15 protein-coding genes and 1 pseudogene are annotated in these 16,755 nt (G+C 70.8%); 6 read left to right on the forward strand and 10 right to left on the reverse strand.

What is annotated here, in order from left to right:
- Window positions 1-50: 50 nt before the first annotated feature.
- The 6 genes from Voc01_RS26075 to Voc01_RS26100 all read right to left on the reverse strand — a co-directional run bounded on the left by Voc01_RS26075 (window position 51) and on the right by Voc01_RS26100 (window position 7,068).
- Window positions 51-1,022 (reverse strand): NAD(P)/FAD-dependent oxidoreductase, encoded by a 972-nt coding sequence (locus Voc01_RS26075; RefSeq protein ID WP_203930186.1) that lies wholly within the window; start codon window positions 1,020-1,022, stop codon window positions 51-53.
- Window positions 1,023-1,095: 73 nt separating this feature from the next.
- Window positions 1,096-1,767 (reverse strand): rhomboid family intramembrane serine protease, encoded by a 672-nt coding sequence (locus tag Voc01_RS26080; RefSeq protein ID WP_239160495.1) that lies wholly within the window; start codon window positions 1,765-1,767, stop codon window positions 1,096-1,098.
- An 85-nt stretch (window positions 1,768-1,852) separates the two neighbouring features.
- A complete protein-coding gene (locus Voc01_RS26085) occupies window positions 1,853-2,506 on the reverse strand; it encodes an aggregation-promoting factor C-terminal-like domain-containing protein (protein WP_203930187.1) in 654 nt (217 codons plus the stop codon).
- Between the two features lie 231 nt (window positions 2,507-2,737).
- Window positions 2,738-4,198: an RNA 5'-3' helicase PhoH2 gene (gene phoH2, locus Voc01_RS26090; RefSeq protein WP_203930188.1), complete on the reverse strand. Its 1,461-nt coding sequence runs from the start codon at window positions 4,196-4,198 to the stop codon at window positions 2,738-2,740.
- A 202-nt stretch (window positions 4,199-4,400) separates the two neighbouring features.
- Window positions 4,401-5,171 carry an isoprenyl transferase gene (locus Voc01_RS26095; RefSeq protein WP_203930189.1) on the reverse strand — a complete coding sequence of 257 codons (771 nt, stop codon included), beginning with the start codon at window positions 5,169-5,171 and terminating at the stop codon, window positions 4,401-4,403.
- Window positions 5,172-5,229: 58 nt separating this feature from the next.
- Window positions 5,230-7,068 carry a phosphoenolpyruvate carboxykinase (GTP) gene (locus Voc01_RS26100; protein WP_203930190.1) on the reverse strand — a complete coding sequence of 613 codons (1,839 nt, stop codon included), beginning with the start codon at window positions 7,066-7,068 and terminating at the stop codon, window positions 5,230-5,232.
- 299 nt (window positions 7,069-7,367) lie between these two features.
- Here Voc01_RS26100 and Voc01_RS26105 point away from each other — a divergent pair, with 299 nt between their 5' ends.
- Together Voc01_RS26105 and Voc01_RS26110 are read left to right on the forward strand one after the other, a co-directional pair.
- On the forward strand, window positions 7,368-7,964 hold the full coding sequence (locus Voc01_RS26105) for a GtrA family protein (RefSeq protein WP_307781593.1): 597 nt from the start codon (window positions 7,368-7,370) through the stop codon (window positions 7,962-7,964).
- Window positions 7,965-8,099: 135 nt separating this feature from the next.
- The gene (locus tag Voc01_RS26110) at window positions 8,100-8,657 is read left to right on the forward strand and encodes a GtrA family protein (protein WP_203930191.1); all 558 of its coding nucleotides are present in this window, start codon (window positions 8,100-8,102) and stop codon (window positions 8,655-8,657) included.
- Here the strand turns inward: Voc01_RS26110 and Voc01_RS26115 are convergent.
- A complete protein-coding gene (locus Voc01_RS26115; protein WP_203930192.1) occupies window positions 8,654-9,178 on the reverse strand; it encodes a PH domain-containing protein in 525 nt (174 codons plus the stop codon). The two genes, Voc01_RS26110 and Voc01_RS26115, sit on opposite strands and share 4 nt — an antisense overlap.
- Before the next feature lie 37 nt (window positions 9,179-9,215).
- Entirely contained in the window at window positions 9,216-10,037 is an 822-nt protein-coding gene (locus tag Voc01_RS26120) for a biotin--[acetyl-CoA-carboxylase] ligase (RefSeq protein ID WP_203930193.1), read from the reverse strand.
- On the opposite strand from Voc01_RS26120, the gene Voc01_RS26125 reads away from it, so the two are divergent.
- Complete coding sequence (locus tag Voc01_RS26125) at window positions 10,036-11,619, forward strand: acyl-CoA carboxylase subunit beta (RefSeq protein ID WP_203930194.1); 1,584 nt, start codon at window positions 10,036-10,038, stop codon at window positions 11,617-11,619. The genes Voc01_RS26120 and Voc01_RS26125 overlap by 2 nt on opposite strands.
- 183 nt (window positions 11,620-11,802) lie before the next feature.
- Here the strand turns inward: Voc01_RS26125 and Voc01_RS26130 are convergent, their stop codons facing one another.
- Window positions 11,803-14,031, reverse strand: a complete 2,229-nt coding sequence (locus tag Voc01_RS26130) for a hypothetical protein (RefSeq protein ID WP_203930195.1) — start codon at window positions 14,029-14,031, stop codon at window positions 11,803-11,805.
- An 87-nt stretch (window positions 14,032-14,118) separates the two neighbouring features.
- Here Voc01_RS26130 and Voc01_RS26135 point away from each other — a divergent pair, with 87 nt between their 5' ends.
- The 3 genes and pseudogenes from Voc01_RS26135 to Voc01_RS54450 all read left to right on the forward strand — a co-directional run bounded on the left by Voc01_RS26135 (window position 14,119) and on the right by Voc01_RS54450 (window position 15,568).
- A complete protein-coding gene (locus Voc01_RS26135) occupies window positions 14,119-14,316 on the forward strand; it encodes an acyl-CoA carboxylase subunit epsilon (protein ID WP_239160497.1) in 198 nt (65 codons plus the stop codon).
- Entirely contained in the window at window positions 14,313-14,906 is a 594-nt protein-coding gene (locus tag Voc01_RS26140; protein WP_203930197.1) for a Maf family protein, read from the forward strand. The genes Voc01_RS26135 and Voc01_RS26140 overlap by 4 nt, the downstream gene beginning before the upstream one ends.
- A 10-nt stretch (window positions 14,907-14,916) precedes the next feature.
- Window positions 14,917-15,568, forward strand: a pseudogene (locus Voc01_RS54450) (O-methyltransferase).
- On the opposite strand, the gene Voc01_RS26150 reads toward Voc01_RS54450, so the two are convergent.
- The gene (locus Voc01_RS26150; protein WP_203930198.1) at window positions 15,546-16,730 is read right to left on the reverse strand and encodes an MFS transporter; all 1,185 of its coding nucleotides are present in this window, start codon (window positions 16,728-16,730) and stop codon (window positions 15,546-15,548) included. The pseudogene Voc01_RS54450 and the gene Voc01_RS26150 overlap by 23 nt on opposite strands.
- Window positions 16,731-16,755: the final 25 nt, after the last annotated feature.

The raw sequence follows: 16,755 nt of genomic DNA on the forward strand, positions 1-16,755 counted from the left end.
GAACGCACAGTGACACACCCACGACCGATACGAATCAACGACTCAGGACACTAGCCCGCGTCGGAGGAGTGGCCCGGGAACAGGTGCGCGGCCGGGTCGATGGCGACCGCCGCGTTGTTCACGGCGGTGGCGGCCTCGCCGAAGCCGACCGCGATCAGCCGGACCTTGCCCGGGTACTCGCTGATGTCGCCCGCGGCGAACACCCTCGGCAGGTTGGTCGCCGTCGTCGAGTCGACCTTGATGTGGCGCTTGTCCAGGTCGAGGCCCCACTCGGTGAGGGGACCCAGGTCGGCGGTGAAACCCAGCGCGGCCACCACCGTGTCGGCCGGGAGCAGCCTCGGCTCCGGCGCACCCTTCACGGTCACCTCGACGCCGCTCACCTTGTCGGAGCCGTGCAGGCGGTCGAGCTGGGCGTTCACGATGATCTCGACGGGTAGGGCCTGCACCCGGTTCACCGTCGACGCGTGGGCGCGGAACCGGTCGCGCCGGTGCACCACGGTCACCGATCTCGCCACCGGCTGAAGCGCCAACGCCCAGTCGAACGCCGAATCGCCGCCGCCGACTATCACCACGTCATGGCCGGTCAGGTCATCGAGGTGCGGCACGAAGTAGCAGACACCGGCGCCGGTGAAGTCGGCGGCACACGGCAGCGGACGGGCGCTGAAGCTGCCCAGGCCGCCGGTGATCAGCACCGATCCGCAGTGCAGCCGGGTGCCGTCGGACAGCCCCAGCACGGGCAGGCCGTCGGCGTGCTCGATCGTGTCGGCCCGCACCCCGAGCCGGTAGTCGGGGCCGAACTGGGCGGCCTGCTCGACCAGGTTCGTCACCAGGTCACGGCCGCGGATCGCGGGAAAGCCGGCCACATCGTAGATCATCTTCTCGGGGTACATCGCGGTGACCTGGCCGCCCGGCTCGGGCAGCGCGTCGATCACCACCGTCGACAGGCCGCGGAAGCCGGCGTAGTACGCCGCGAACAGCCCCGTCGGGCCCGCTCCGACGATCGCGAGGTCGACTTGCCGCATGTGTGGGGCACCTTCCGGTCGCTCACCGTCCCGCGACGGTACGGCGCACCCGGCCGGTCGGCAAGGGCAGGACTCAGGCCTCGACCTCGACCCGCTTGCGGAACCGGAGCCGCGACAGGAAGCCAGGACCCTGGCTGCGCCGGCGGAACACCACCGCGGCGATCACCCCGCCGATGAAGCCGAACAGGTGGCCCTGCCACGAGATCCGCTCATCGGTGGGCAGCACCCCGAGCAGCGACCAGCCGTAGAGCAGTGCGATCAGGAGCCCGACCGCCACGTTCCACCAGCTGTGCTCGACCAGACCGCGGGTGAGCAGCACGGCGAGGTACCCGAAGATGACCCCGCTGGCGCCGACGGTGACCGTGTCGGTCGGGCTGAAGAACCACACCCCGACGCCGCTGACCAACGCGATCAGCACGGTCGACGCGAGGAACCGGCTGCCGCCGGCGGCCAGGACGAACGTGCCCATCAGGATCAGCGGAATGCTGTTGCCGACGAGATGCGTGTAGCCGGCGTGCAGGAACGGCGCGAACACGATGCCGTCGAGGCCGGCCGGGTCGCGGGGCAGGATGCCGCCGGCCTGGTCGAGCCGACCGTCGACCTGCATGTCGACGAGCTCGACCACGAACAGGATCGGCACGAACGCGCACATCGCGACGAAGGCGCGGCCGATCGATGCGTAGAAGGCGTCGGTGCCGAAGCGGGAGGCGTCGGACTGGGTTCCGGTGATATCGACCGCGGCCACGCCAAATTGTTAGCAGCACCTCAGGCGGACCGCAAACGAACGGAGCGGGACGAACCGACGTTCGCCCCGATCGTTCACGAAATGCCTAGTACCAGCCGTTGGCCTGCGAGTGGCCCCACGCGTTGCACGGCGTGGTGTACCGGCCCTTGATGTAGCTCAGGCCCCACCTGATCTGGGTGGCCGCGTTCGTCTCCCAGTCGCTGCCGGCCGTGGCCATCTTCGGGCCCGGCAGGGCCTGCGGGATGCCGTAGGCGCCGGAGCTCTTGTTCCGGGCCGACGGGTTCCAGTTGCTCTCCTTGGTGAAGAGCTTCTCCAGGCAGGCGAACTGCTGAAGGTCGAAGCCCGCCGCCAGGGTCAACGTGCAGCCGGTCTGACGGTGGCCGCTGTACACCTGGCACGAGGCCGGCGCCGGCGGAACCCCCGCACCGGGCTTGCCCGTCGAGGCGCCCTTCGACGTCGACGCGCTCGGCGACTTCTTCTTCTCCGCGGCCGCCGTGGCGGCCTCGTCGGCCTTGCGCTGCGCGGTGTCGCGCGCGGCCCGTTCGGCCTCGGCCCGCTCCGCGTCCTGACGCTCGAAGTCGGCCACGTTGAGCGGCTCCGAGTTCGAGGCGTTGTTCGCGGTCGTGGGTTGCTGGGTCGGACCGTCAGCGGCCACCGCGACACCACCGGCAAGGGCTCCGACAAGAGCCAGCACGCCGAGCGAACGGTAGAGGCCCACCCGGTTCCACAGCCCGGTCACAAACAGGTTCCCTTCGTCGGGGGCAAGACGACCAGACCCGGTTCTCGGCAACCGACCGTGACCGCGCCCGGCGGGCGGATCGGCCGCCAACTCCCCGACCGATCGACGGACCTACCCATGGAGATGGGCAAGTCCGTCGAACACCCTGGCTCAAAGAACCCCCGGGTCGCGAGTTCACCCGTGTGTTCTGTGATTCTTGTCACCCTACGAAATACCGCTAAATTGGGAAATTCATGGAGAGAAAGGCTCGTCCTCCAGCAGGTCGGTGACCACCTCCGCGATTGCAGAGCGTTCGGAACGGGTCAACGTGATGTGAGCGAAAAGTGGATGACCTTTCATGACCTCGATGACGGCGGCGATGCCGTCGTAACGCCCCACACGCAGGTTGTCACGCTGAGCGACGTCGTGGGTCAGCACGACCCGCGATCCGGTTCCGATGCGCGAGAGCACCGTCAGCAGCACTCCGCGCTCCAGCGACTGTGCCTCGTCGACGATCACGAACGAGTCGTGCAGGCTCCGGCCGCGGATGTGGGTCAGCGGCAGCACCTCGAGCATCCCGCGGGCCGCCACCTCCTCCAGCACGTTGTCGTGCACCACGGCGCCCAATGTGTCGAAGACGGCCTGCGCCCACGGCGCCATCTTCTCGTTCGCGTCACCGGGCAGGTAGCCCAGCTCCTGCCCACCCACCGCGTACAGCGGGCGGAAGACCACGACCTTCTTGTGCTTGCGCCGCTCCATCACCGACTCGAGGCCCGCGCACAGCGCCAGGGCGGACTTGCCGGTGCCGGCCCGGCCGCCGAGCGACACGATGCCGATGGTCTCGTCGAGCAGGATGTCCAGGGCCACCCGCTGCTCGGCCGAGCGGCCCCGCAGCCCGAACGTGTCCCGGTCGGTCCGCACGAGCCGCACCTGCTTGTCGACGCCGAGCCGCCCGAGTGCCGACCCGTTGTTCGACTGCAGCACCAGCCCGGTGTGCACCGGCAGGTCCAGCTCCGCCGGCAGATCGAGCGGCTCACCCGCGTACAACCGCTTGACGTCGTCTTCGGAGACCGGAACCTCGACCATGCCGGTCCACGTGGGATCGGAGACCGGGGTCTGCCGGTACTCGTCGGCCCGCAACCCCACCGCGGCGGCCTTGACCCGCAGCGGCATGTCCTTGGTGACGAGCGTGACGTCACGCCCCTCCGCCGCGAGTCCCAGCGCGACGGTGAGGATGCGCGCGTCGTTCGTCTCATTGCGGTAGCCCAGCGGCAGCGCCGACGGGTCGGCGTGGTTGAGCTCCACCCGCAGCGTGCCGCCCACCTCGTTGACCGGCACCGGCTGGTCGAGCCGCACGTGCTTGACCCGCAGCTCATCGAGGAAGCGGAGTGACCGGCGCGCGAACCAGCCGAGCTCGGGATGGTGCCGCTTGGCCTCCACCTCCGAGATGACCACCAGCGGGAGCACCACTTCGTGCTCGTCGAACCGGTGGAACGCGCCCGGGTCGGACAGGAGGACCGACGTGTCGAGAACGATCGTGCGCCGGGCCGGGTCGACAGGCTGCGCCGCTGGGGCGGGCTCGCTGTCGACGACGGCCGCGCGGGCGCGGGAACGGGTCTTCTTCGCCGGCGCACCGGCCGCGGTGGCGGCGGTGGCGGGAGCGGAGGCCTGCTGCGGGACGGTGCCCCGCGAGCTGGAACGACGAACGGTCACAGGGCATCTCCGGCGGGCGGGCACCCCCGGCCCACAGCTTGCTGCCACCGGCGCCCCGGCGTGGGAAGCGGGTGCGCATCCCACGTTCGTCGTGGCACAGCACTAGCCCGGGAGTCTGCCGGACGGACCCGGAAAACCCGGCTCCGCACCACAGACGCTAACCGGTGCGGACCGCTTCGGCCAGCAGCCGCGCTGGTGCAGGTCAGGTGCCGAAACGGCGGTGACGGTCGGCGTAGGAGCGCAACGCCCGCAGGAAGTCGGTGCGGCGGAACTCCGGCCAGTACGCGTCGCAGAAGTAGTACTCGGAGTTGGCGCTCTGCCACAGCATGAATCCGGAGAGCCGCAACTCGCCGCTCGTGCGGATGAGCAGGTCGGGATCGGGCTGGCCGCGCGTGTAGAGGTGGTCGGCGATCTGATCGGCGTCGATGGTCTCGGCCAGCTCCCCGATCGGGGTGCCGGCGGCGGCGTGCTCGTGCAGGAGCGAGCGGACCGCGTCGGTGATCTCCTGCCGACCGCCGTAGCCCACCGCGATGTTCACCTGCGCGCCACCTGATCGGGTGAGGGTCTGCGCCTCGGCGGTCTTGAGCACCGCCGCGGTGGGACCCGGCAGCAGGTCGAGCGCGCCGACCATCTTCAGCCGCCACGGATTTCCGTCGAGAGCGAAGTCGGTGACCAGGTTCTCGATCACCCGCAGCAGCGGGTCGATCTCGGCGGCCGGCCGGGAGAGGTTGTCGGTCGACAGCAGCCAGAGGGTGACGTGCTCGACGCCCACCTCGTCGCACCAGCGCACCAGGTCCTTCGTGCGGCGGGCGCCCTCGTCGTACCAGGTGCTCGGGTCGGCGTGGCCCTGGCCGCGCGCCCAGCGCCGGTTCCCGTCACACATCACACCGACGTGACGCGGCAGCGGCCGCCCGGCCAGCGACCGGAGCAGCCGCCGCTCGTACAGGGCATAGAGAAGGAGGCGCGGATCCACGCACCGAAGTTAGCCAGCGACCCGGCGTGGGCCGCTGGCCTGCACACTTTCTCCCCAACTACTCCACACCGAGACGCGCTTTGAGCGCGTCGAGCTCGGCCCACAGCACGCCGGGCAGCTTGTCGCCGAACTTCGTGAACCACTCGGCGACCTGCGGGATCTCCGCCTTCCACTCGTCGGCGTCGACGCGCAGCACCGCCTCCAGGTCGGCCGCGTCGAGGTCCAGGCCGTCGAGGTCGAGCGCCGTCGCGGACGGGACCATGCCGACCGGCGACTCCACCGCCCCGGCCCGGCCCTCGATCCGCTCGACGACCCACTTCAGCACCCGGGAGTTCTCGCCGAACCCGGGCCACAGGAAGCGGCCGTCGTCGCCGCGCCGGAACCAGTTGACGTAGAAGATCTTCGGCAGCTTCTTGTCGGTGGCGCCGTCGCCGGCGCCCTTGCCCATCGCGATCCAGTGGCCGAAGTAGTCGCCGGCGTTGTAGCCGATGAACGGCAGCATCGCCATCGGGTCACGCCGCACGACGCCGACCTTGCCGGCCGCCGCGGCCGTCGTCTCCGACGAGAGCGTGGCGCCCAGGTAGACCCCGTGCACCCAGTCACGGGCCTCGGTGACCAGCGGGATGGTGTCGCGGCGCCGGCCGCCGAACAGGATCGCGTCGATCGGCACGCCCCGCGGGTCGTCGTACTCCGGTGCCAGGATCGGGCACTGGTTGATCGGCGTGCAGAACCGCGAGTTCGGGTGGCTCGACAGCTCGTCGGAGTCGGGCGTCCAATCCTCGCCCTTCCAGTCGGTGAGGTGCCCGGGCGGGTCGCCCATGCCCTCCCACCAGATGTCGCCGTCGTCGGTGAGGGCGACGTTGGTGAAGACCGAGTTGCCCTTGGCGAGCGTGCGCATCGCGTTGGGGTTGGTCTTCCAGTCGGTGCCGGGCGCGACGCCGAACAGGCCGTACTCCGGGTTCGTGGCGTACAGGCGGCCGTCGTCGCCGAAGCGCATCCAGGCGATGTCGTCGCCGAGCGTCTCGACCTTCCAGCCGGGGATCGTCGGTTCGAGCATGGCCAGGTTGGTCTTGCCGCACGCCGACGGGAACGCCGCCGCCACGTAGTAGGTCTTCCGCTCGGGCGAGGTCAACTTCATGATCAGCATGTGCTCGGCGAGCCAGCCCTCGTCGCGGGCCATCGCGCTCGCGATGCGCAGCGAGTAGCACTTCTTCCCGAGCAGCGAGTTGCCGCCGTACCCGGACCCGTAGCTCCAGATCTCGCGGGTCTCCGGGAAGTGCGAGATGTACTTGGTCTCGTTGCACGGCCACGCCACGTCGGCGGCACCGGGCTCCAGCGGCGCTCCGAGCGAGTGCAGACACGGCACGAACTCCGCGTCGTCGCCCATCTTCTCGAGCACCTCGGTGCCCATCCGGGTCATGATCCGCATGCTGGTGACCACGTACGGGCTGTCGGTGAGCTCCACGCCGAACATCGGGTTGGGCGCGTCGAGCGGACCCATGCAGAACGGGATGACGTACATGGTCCGGCCACGCATGGATCCCCGGTACAGGTCGGTCATGACCCGCTTCATCTCGGCGGGGGCCATCCAGTTGTTGGTGGGGCCGGCGTCGGCCTCGTCGACCGAGCAGATGAACGTGCGCTCCTCGACCCGCGCCACGTCGGTCGGGTCGGTGCGGGCCCAGAACGAGTTGGGCCGCTTCTCCTCGTCGAGACGCACGAGCGTTCCGGCGTCGACGAGCTCGTCGGTGATGCGCTTCCACTCCCCGGTGGAGCCGTCACACCAGACCACGGAGTCGGGGGTGGTGAGCTCAGCGACCTCGCGAACCCAGGTCAACAGCTTGGAATGGCTGGTGGGGGCTTGATCAAGCCCCGCAACGGTGGCCGGAGCGGACATTGGCATCTCCTTGCGGTCGCCTTGCGTATCGCTGATCCGCTGTGTGTGGATGCGGCAGCCCCGCCGCGCCGGTGGATGTTGGCGCGGCGGTTGGGTCGTTCAGGGGTTGCCTCAGCGTAAGCCGACGTTAAGGAGACGGCAGAGGAGAACTTTGTGAAACTCTGCACAAGACGTCAATCTTTTCACGTTGGACGCGCGGAGCAGCACGTTTATCCCGCGGAGCACGCAGTTCCACGCACGCTTTCAAGATCGGCGGGCGGGGACGGCGGCCCGCGACCACGCCGATTACCCTCGTAAGGGTGGTGACCCCCGCGCCGGCCGGAACCGGAGACGAAGCAGACGCCGCCTCACACTCGGTCGACAGCACGTCGGCCGCCATCGAGGTGGTCGAGGCGGCACACGACCTCGACGAAGCGGTCCACCACCCCGACACCGAGCCCGACGACCGGTCGGCGCTGCGCCGGCTCTACGACCGGTTCTCGCACCTCATCCACGAGCTGGGGAAGTTCGGGGTCGTCGGCTCGATCGCGCTTGTGATCGACGTCGCAATCTTCAATCTGCTCCGCCAGGCGGGTGTGGAATCGCTCACCAGCGCGACCGCCTCGATGGCGGTCGCCGCGACGGCGGCGTTCGTCGGGAACCGCTTCTGGACCTGGCGCGACCGCGAGCGGTCCGGGCTGCGCCGGGAGTACACGCTGTACTTCATCTTCAACGCGGTCGGCCTGTTGATCGCCCTGATCTGCCTGGCCATCAGCACGTATGGGCTGGGGTCGATCTGGCCGGCGTTCACCACACCACTCGCCGAGAACATCTCGAAACAGATCGTCGGTGGTGCTCTCGGCACTACCTTCCGTTTCTGGAGCTACCGGAACATCGTCTTCCGTACGGCTTCGTAACACCTCGATAACTGGCTGCACACAAGGGAAGTAACGGCGCCAGATCGAAATCTCATCGCGATACAACGGCTTGCCCGGTCACGTACAGTTGCCCAGGTGCATCTAGCCTCGGTCGCTTCGGTCCTGCCCCAGAGGGTGCGTTCACTCGTACCCGAGGTGTCGGCGTTCGCGCTCATCGGCGCCGCGAACTCGGTGCTCTACTTCGTCATCTTCAACCTGACGATGACCATGGGCGCGGTGAAGGCGACGATCCTCGCCAACGTGATCACCGTGGCTCTCGCCTATGTGGCGCACCGCTACTGGACCTACCGGTCCCGGCAGAAGACGCAGGCCAGCCGCGAGGCCGTGCTGTTCGTCGGCTTCAATCTCGCCGGCACGCTGATCCAGTCGGGCGTCGTGGGTGTGGCCAAGTACGGCTTCGGCCTGTCGGAGACCACCGACCGCCTGTGGCTCAACGTCGCCACGATGATCGGCATCGGCCTGGGCATGGTGTTCCGCTTCTGGGCCTACCGCACGCTGGTGTTCCGGCCGCACCCGGCCGATCACGCCCAGCCGGCCTCCGCGATGGAGGTGCTGGCCGAGGCCTACGAGGAGGAGTCGGAGTTCCAGCAGCTCACGGCGCCACTCGAGGTCGAGATGACCATCAAGCAGCGCACCTCGGCCGACGAGGAAGCGACGAGCAACCGCCGCTAGAGCGGGAGCTTGCCGGTGCCGTCCTCGTCCTCTTCGGCCTTCGGACGCACCCGGTCCTGCTCGACCAGGTCGTAGAGCACCGTCTGGGTGCGTTCCACGCCGGGCAGATCCGCCAGCACCAGTTGGCCACGCTCGCCGGCCGACTCGATCGTCATCGTGCCCGAGCCGAGCATCCGCTCCAGCAGCGAGTGCGAGAACGACACGTCGTTGATGCGGGCCAGCGGGATGTCGCGGCCGCGGCGGGCGAGCACGCCCTCGCGGTACAGCACCCGCTCGGTGGTGAAGACGTAGTGTGTCGTGCGCCACTCCAGGTACGGCCACAGCGCCACCCACATCAGCAGGCCGACGCCGAGCACGGCGATCACCAGGGCGCCGGTGCCGCCCCAGATCACCAGCCCGCCGACCACCGCGGCCAGCACGAGCAGCAACCACCCGACCGGTGCCACAAGCCGGCGCCAGTGCGGGCGCAGGTGCAGCACGACCTCTTCGTCGGTGGTGAGAACGCTTTCGGGGAAGCCCACGGCGGTCAGGCTACTGGTTGCACACCCGTCACAGCAGTCACCGCAGGTGCACGACGTCCGCGGCGGCGTAGGGAAGGCCGTCGACCACGATGCGGCCGTCGCGGTCGATGTCGCCGGCGGTGCCGGTGACCGACCGGTCACCGGGCAGGTCGAGGCGCACCTCCCGGCCGATCGTGGCGCAGTGCAGGAGATAGGTGTCGCGGAGCCCGCACGCCACCGGGTCGCCGGCGGCGTCGCGCCAGCGGGCGTACCAGTCGGCGAGCCGGCGCAGCAGCGCGCGCAGCAGCGGGTCGCGGTCGGCGTTCGCCGCACCGGCCAGCACCAGCGAGGTCGCCGCCGGAACCGGCAGCTCCTCGGCGCGCAGCGACACGTTCAGGCCCACACCGGCCACCACCACGCCGTCGTGCAGTTCCACCAGGATGCCGCCGAGCTTCCGGTCGCCCACCAGCACGTCGTTGGGCCACTTGAGCACGGCGTCGACCTCGGCGACCCGGCGTACGGCCTCCACCGCCGCCACGCCGACCAGCAGCGGGAACCAGCCGCTCACCGCGTCCGGTCGCAGCAGCACCGAGACGGCGAGGCCGGCCCGCGGCGGCGACGACCACCCGCGGCCGAGCCGGCCCCGGCCTGCGGCCTGGCTCTCCGCCGTGATCACCAGGCCCTCGGCGGCGCCCGCGCGGGCCGCGGCGGCGACGTCGGCGTTGGTCGAGGCCGTCTCGGGCGTCACCCGCAGATCGGTGTAGAGACCGTTCGGGACCAGGAGCGCGCGGCGCAGCGCCGCCTCGTCGAGTGGCGGACGACCCAGGTCTGTGTATGGACTGGTCACCGGGCCATCATCGCGGACTACGATCCCGACCATGAGCCCAGACGCCGCCCCAGATATCCATACGACCGCCGGCCGGGTCGCTGACCTGGAACGACGGCTCGACGAGGCGGTGCACGCCGGTTCCGCCCGGGCGGTGGAGAAGCAGCACGCCCGCGGCAAGAAGACCGCGCGCGAGCGGATCGGGATGCTGCTCGACAAGGACTCGTTCGTGGAGATCGACGCGCTGGCCCGGCACCGCGCCACCGCGTTCGGCATCGACGCGACGCGCCCGTACGGCGACGGCGTGGTCACCGGGTACGGCACCGTCGACGGCCGCCCGGTATGCGTGTTCTCGCAGGACTTCACGGTGTTCGGCGGCAGCCTCGGCGAGGTGTTCGGCGAAAAGATCGTCAAGGTCATGGACCTCGCGATGAAGACCGGCTGCCCGGTGGTCGGCCTCAACGACTCGGGCGGCGCCCGCATCCAGGAGGGCGTGGTCTCCCTCGGCCTGTACGCGGAGATCTTCTTCCGCAACGTCCGCGCCAGCGGCGTGATCCCGCAGGTGTCGGTCGTGATGGGACCGTGTGCGGGCGGCGCGGTCTACTCCCCCGCGATCACCGACTTCACCGTGATGGTCGACCAGACGTCACACATGTTCATCACCGGCCCCGACGTGATCAAGACCGTCACCGGTGAGGACGTGACGTTCGAGGACCTCGGCGGCGCGCGCACCCACAACACCAAGAGCGGCAACGCCCACTACCTCGCCTCCGACGAGGAGGACGCGATCGGGTACGTGAAGGCGCTGCTGTCGCACCTGCCGTCGAACAACCTCGACGAGCCGCCGATCTACCCCACGGACGCCGACCTGTCCGTCTCCGAGACCGACCTGGCCCTGGACTCCCTGGTGCCCGACTCGGCGAACCAGCCCTACGACATCCACACCGTGATCGAGGCCGTCCTCGACGACGGCGAGTTCCTCGAGATCATGGAGCTGTTCGCGGGGAACATCGTGGTCGGTTTCGGCCGCGTCGAGGGCCGGCCCGTCGGCGTGGTCGCGAACCAGCCCATGGTGCTGGCCGGCTGCCTCGACATCGACGCCTCCGAGAAGGCCGCCCGGTTCGTCCGCACCTGCGACGCGTTCAACATCCCGTTGCTGACCTTCGTCGACGTGCCCGGCTTCCTGCCCGGCACCGGCCAGGAGTGGGAGGGGATCATCCGCCGCGGCGCCAAGCTCATCTACGCCTACGGCGAGGCCACCGTCCCCAAGCTCACCGTGATCACCCGCAAGGCCTACGGCGGCGCGTACGACGTCATGGGCTCCAAGCACCTCGGCGCCGATCTGAACTTCGCCTGGCCCACGGCGCAGATCGCGGTGATGGGCGCCCAGGGCGCCGTGAACATCCTGTACCGGGCGGAACTCCGCGACGCCGAGGATCCCGTGGCGGTGCGGGCCGAGAAGATCCGCGAGTACGAGGACACGCTGGCCAACCCGTACGTGGCCGCCGAACGCGGCTACGTCGACGCGGTGATCAAACCGTCGGAGACGCGCGCCGAGATCGTGCGCGGGCTGCGGATGCTCCGCACCAAGCGCGAGACCCTGCCCCCGAAGAAGCACGGGAACATCCCGCTCTAGAAATCCGGGCTCCGGCCTGCCGGCCCGTCGCCGCGGGCGGGCCGCCGGGCCCGTCCGTTGCGCCGATCTTGCACTTGTGGCCGCCACTATTTGCGGAAATGTCGTCTTTTAAGGGAGGCCACGACTGCAAGATCGGCGGAGGGGGGCGTGGGGGGTGCCGTGGGCGGCCCGCCGGGCGCACTGTCAGTAGTCGTCGTCTTCGTCCAGGCCCATTCGGCGTCTCGCGACCATCACCAGGAGGACGGCGGCGCCGATGCCGATCAGGCCCATGCCGATCAGGGCGACCGGCAGCAGCGTGAACGACTCGATCACGCCCGGCTTCTGCTTCTCGCCACCCCCACCCATGCTCGTGTAGCTGAGCGTCACGGCGAGACGGATGTCGCCGGCGGAAGGGTCGGCCGACGACTCCTGACCGGGCGGCCGCACGGCGACCGTGGCCGGCAGCGACAGCGGCGCGTTGCCCGAGGCCGACTCGTTCACCAGGGAGGCGCTCATCGGCGTCTCGGTCTCCTCGGTGAGGCCGACGGTGCACGTCGTGTCGGCGGTGAAGATCAGCGGGGCGGGCAGGTCGGCCGAGGCCTGGTCGCCGGCCGGCAGAACCAGGCGACCGGTGGACCCGTCGACGCAGCTGACGTCGAGCACGACCGCGCCAGCGCTGCTCGCCGCACCGTCGACCTGCAGGTTGACCCGGAGCTCGGCGGCACGCACCGGCTCGTAGGTGGCCGTGCAGTCCACGGTCGGGGTGGCCGCGCGCACGTCGATCGACAGCGCCCGGGTGTCCGGGCCGCCCGACGAGCCCGGGTTGCAGCCCAGCGACGTGAGCCGCCACGCCTGGTCGACCGTCGTCAGCGGCGCCACCGGGATCACGAGGTAGGTGCCGAACGGCAGCGACCCGGGCACGTCGCCGCTGGCCGGCGCGGCGTCGCCGGCCCGGGTGGTGGTGGCCGACGCCGACCAGCCCGGAGCCGACGCCGGCACACCCGGTGCCGCCAGCGGCACGAGCGCGAAGCCGGCCGTGGCCACGGCCTCCTGGGTCACCACCTTCAGCGTCGCGGTGCCCTGCCGGCGCACCAGGCGCAGCACGCAGTCGGTCACCGCGCCCGACCCCACGGTGACCTGCACCGCGCGGCCCTGCACCGTGACCGGCGAGCCGTTGCAGGCGGCCGTGCCGACCGACCACAGATCGGCCTCGGCGGCCGGCGGGTTCACGGTCAGCCGGTACTGGCCGGCGGGCAGCGCGCTGAGATCCGCACCCGACGCGGTGACCGGGTTGCCGTCGCCGGCCGGCGCCACCGACAGCAGCCGGATGCCCGGAGACGAGCCGCCACCCGAGCCGCCCGTGCCGGGACTCGACGACGGGCTCGCACCCGGTACGGCGACCACCACGCCGAACGTGCCACCGCCGCCCTCGCTGACCGCCCGGACGGTGAGGCCCGGCCCGGCGGCCGGCGGCGTGACCGCGAACGTGCAGGTCGCGTTCTCGTCGGGCAGCAGCGTGACGTCGGCCTGGCCGGTGCCGAGGTCGACCACCTGCCGCGACGCCGAGCACGTCACGTCGGCCAGCCGCCACCCCGCCGGCAACTGCGGCCGCAACCGGTACGTCTCGCCCGACACCCGCGTGAACGACACCGAACTGCTGTCGGCCGTCATCGGGAACGTGCCGCTCTGGCTCAGGTTCGACCCGAACGGGACCCGCTGCGGATACCCGACCGCCTTCGTGGTGCGCAGCTTCACGGTGAACGTGCCCGTCGGCGCGGCACCACGCACGTAGTACGCGTAACAGAACGCGTGCCGGCTGCCCGGCAGGTAGCCGATCCACTGCGCGTTGCCGCCGGTGCGGCCGTCGATGGCGCAACGCAACGCGGCGAACTGCAGCCCGTCGGGCACCGGCGCCGACGGCGTGCCGCCCTGCACCCACAGCTCGCGCTTGCCGGCGAGGTTCATCTGGACCTCGCTCAACGCCGTGGTCACCGCTCCGCGCATCCGGCCGCCGGTCAGCCGGCCGGTCGCGTCGAACTGCGGGGTGTCGGCCACCGTCGTCACCGGTGCGGCCGGTGCGGTGACGCCCGACAGCGCGCCCTTCTTCTCCCGGCCGGCGCCCAGCGTGAAGCTGACCCCGGTGAGCGGCTCGCAGCCGCTCTGCTCCTCGACCACCGGATCGACCGGCTCGCCGGGCTCGTAGGAGCTGTCACGACCGGGGCGGCCGGGGCTCTCGCCACCCTCGTCGCGCACCTGGTTGGCGACGACGTCGGCGTAGGAGCCGCAGGCCCGCGCGGCGAGCGTCACCTGGTAGGTGGTGGCGGCCGAGCGGGAGAACGGTTCGGGGTCCTGCGCGCCAGCGGGTGCCGCCAGGACGGTCAGACCCAGCGCGACCACGCCGGCCGTCGCGGCCACTTTCAGGCGCGCGAGCATAAGATCACCCCGATTCGTCCGTTTTCGAGTATGGCCGGTCGGCCGCCTATGCTGGGCGTCGATCGAGACTCGAAAGGGGAACGGGCCGTGCTCGAACTGCGGGTTCTCGCCGGTGACCCGACCGCCGAGGAGCTGGCGGCGGTGACAGCGGTGCTGCTGGCCACCTCCGGTGCCGATGAGCCGGCTGAGGTTCCGGCACCGTCGCGGTGGCGGACGAGCGCCGTCCCCGGCGCGGCCGGCCGGCCCGGCCCCGGCGCGTGGCGCGCCTCGGGGCTGCCCCGGTGACCCGTCTCGTCCTCGCCTCGGCGAGCCCCGCCCGCAAGGCGCTCCTCGAAGCGGCCGGCATCCGGCCCGAGGTGATCGTCAGCAACGTCGACGAGTCCGTCGTCGAGTCGGCCGACCCGGCCGCGCTCAGCGGAACGCTCGCGCGCATGAAGGCGGAGGCCGTGGCCGCCGGCCAGACCGGCACCGGGCTCGTGCTGGGCTGCGACTCCGTGCTCGCCTTCGAGGGCGAGATCCTGGGCAAGCCGTCCTCGGCCGACGACGCCACCCGCCGCTGGAAGAAGATGCGCGGCTCGCACGGCGTGCTGCACACCGGTCACTGCCTCATCGACCTCGCCAGCGGCAAGCAGGTGGCGGCGACGTCGGCCACCACCGTCCACTGGGCCGACATCACCGACGCGGAACTCGACGCCTACGTGGCCAGCGGCGAGCCGCTGCACGTCGCCGGCGCGTTCACGATCGACGGCCGCGGCGCCCCGTTCGTCAGCCGCATCGAGGGCGACCACGGCACGGTCGTCGGCCTGTCGCTGCCCCTGTTCCGTTCCCTGCTCGCCGAGATGGGTGTCGGCATCCCCGACCTGTGGGCCCAATAAGGTCAGGTCCATGCCACCACGGACCCTGAACATGACCGACGCGCTGCGCGCCTACGTCGACGCGCACAACCCGCACACCGACGACGTGGCGAACGCGCTGGTCGAGGAGACGCACCGGGCGCTCAGCAACGCCGGAATGCAGGTCTCCCCCGAGCAGGCGGCGCTGCTCACGATGCTCACCCGGCTGGTCGACGCGAAGGTCGCCGTCGAGATCGGGACGTTTCACCGGCTACTCGGCGCTGGCGATCGCGCGCGGGCTGGCCGAGGGCGGCCGGCTGAACTGCTTCGACATCTCCACCGAGTACACCGACATCGCCCGGCGGTACTGGGAGCTGGCCGGCGTCGCCGACCGCATCGAGCTGCGCATCGGACCGGCACAGGAGCGGCTGGCCGAGCTCCCGCCCGACCCGGTCGTCGACATCGCGTTCATCGACGCCGACAAGTCCAGCTACCCCAAGTACTGGGGCGACCTCATGCCGCGGATGCGGCCGGGCGGCCTCCTCGTGGTCGACAACGTGCTCTGGAGCGGCCGGGTGCTCGACCCGCAGGCCCCCGACGACCACGCGATCGTCGACTTCAACGAGCTGGTGCGCGCCGACCCGCGGGTCGACTCGATCATGCTGTCCGTCGGCGACGGGATCACCGTCGCGCGGGTTCGATAACCACCGGAGCCGGCACCCGCATCAGTCGCCAGACCACCACCGCCGCCACGGCGAGCAGGAGGTACACCAGGAGGAATGCCCGGTGGGTGCCGACCCGGTCGGCGGTCCAGCCCAGGGCCAGCGGTGCCAGCCCGAACCCGACCGCCATCGCATACGCGCTGCGCGCGGCGGCGAGGTCGGGCTGACCGCCACTGTGCTCCACTGCCAGCGACACCGCCAGCGGGTAGTGCAGCGAGTTGCCCAGCCCGCACACCAGCAGGCCGGCGATCGCCAGCCACGCCGTCGTCGCCAGCCAGAAGATCGTGAAGCCCAGCGCGCTCACCGCCAGCGCCACCAGCAGCACCCGCAGCGGCGCGAAGTACAACAGCAGCCGCACCCCGACCAGCCGGCCGAGGAACATCCCGCCCACGATCGCCGAAACGGCCGCGGTCGCCACCCCCGGCGAGACGTCCGCGTGGCCGCGCAGCTCGTCGCCGGCCCACAGGTTCAGGCAGACCTCCACCGAGCCGGTCACGACCATGCTCGTCCAGGCCAGCCAGTACGGCCAGGGAAGCCGTCCGGTACCACCGCCACCGTCGGACCCCGGAACGGCGACGGTGCTCAGCGCGTCACGTGACAACCAACCGACCAGAGCGACCGCCGCGACGGCCAGGACCATCGCGGCGAGACCCGGCCGCCAGCCGAAACCGGCGGTGACCGCGCCGCCGACGATCAGCGGGCTGACGGTTCCGACGCCCGCGGCGACCGCGTTGGCCTCGCTGATCGCGGCCGCGCCGGCCGGACCGTGGTGGCCCGACAGCGTCGCGACCACGCCATTGACCAGCAACGACCCGGCCGTGGCCGCCACGAACACCGCGGCCATCGTCGCCGCGAACGGCCGTGCCGCCCACAGCGCCAGGACACCCACCGCCAGCCCCGCGGTGCCCGCCCAGATCACCCGCTGACGCCCGAACCGGCGCACCAGCCACGGCGACAACGCGCCACCGACCAGCGCCGCGACCGCCAGCGCCGACCCGTGCAGGCTCGCCACCGCCCGACTGGTGCCCTGCTCGTCACGCAGCAGGGGCACCACCGGCCCGAACCCGTAGATCCAGTAGCCGAAGATGCCCAACTGCGCGTAGGTGACGAGGGTCAGCCGGTCCCGGTGAAGCTGAAGGCGCACCGGGACGAGGCTATCGGCGCGACGC

It is taken from the genome of Virgisporangium ochraceum (genome assembly GCF_016863655.1).
In the GTDB taxonomy this organism is placed as follows: Bacteria; Actinomycetota; Actinomycetes; order Mycobacteriales; family Micromonosporaceae; genus Virgisporangium; species Virgisporangium ochraceum.

Coding starts and splice junctions, on each gene's coding strand:
- Voc01_RS26075 (WP_203930186.1), bottom strand. CDS start 1,022: ATGCGGCAAGTCGACCTCGCGATCGTCGGAGCGGGCCCGACGGGGCTG.
- Voc01_RS26100 (WP_203930190.1), bottom strand. CDS start 7,068: ATGTCCGCTCCGGCCACCGTTGCGGGGCTTGATCAAGCCCCCACCAGC.
- Voc01_RS26125 (WP_203930194.1), top strand. CDS start 10,036: ATGAGCCCAGACGCCGCCCCAGATATCCATACGACCGCCGGCCGGGTC.
- Voc01_RS26120 (WP_203930193.1), bottom strand. CDS start 10,037: ATGGTCGGGATCGTAGTCCGCGATGATGGCCCGGTGACCAGTCCATAC.
- Voc01_RS26130 (WP_203930195.1), bottom strand. CDS start 14,031: ATGCTCGCGCGCCTGAAAGTGGCCGCGACGGCCGGCGTGGTCGCGCTG.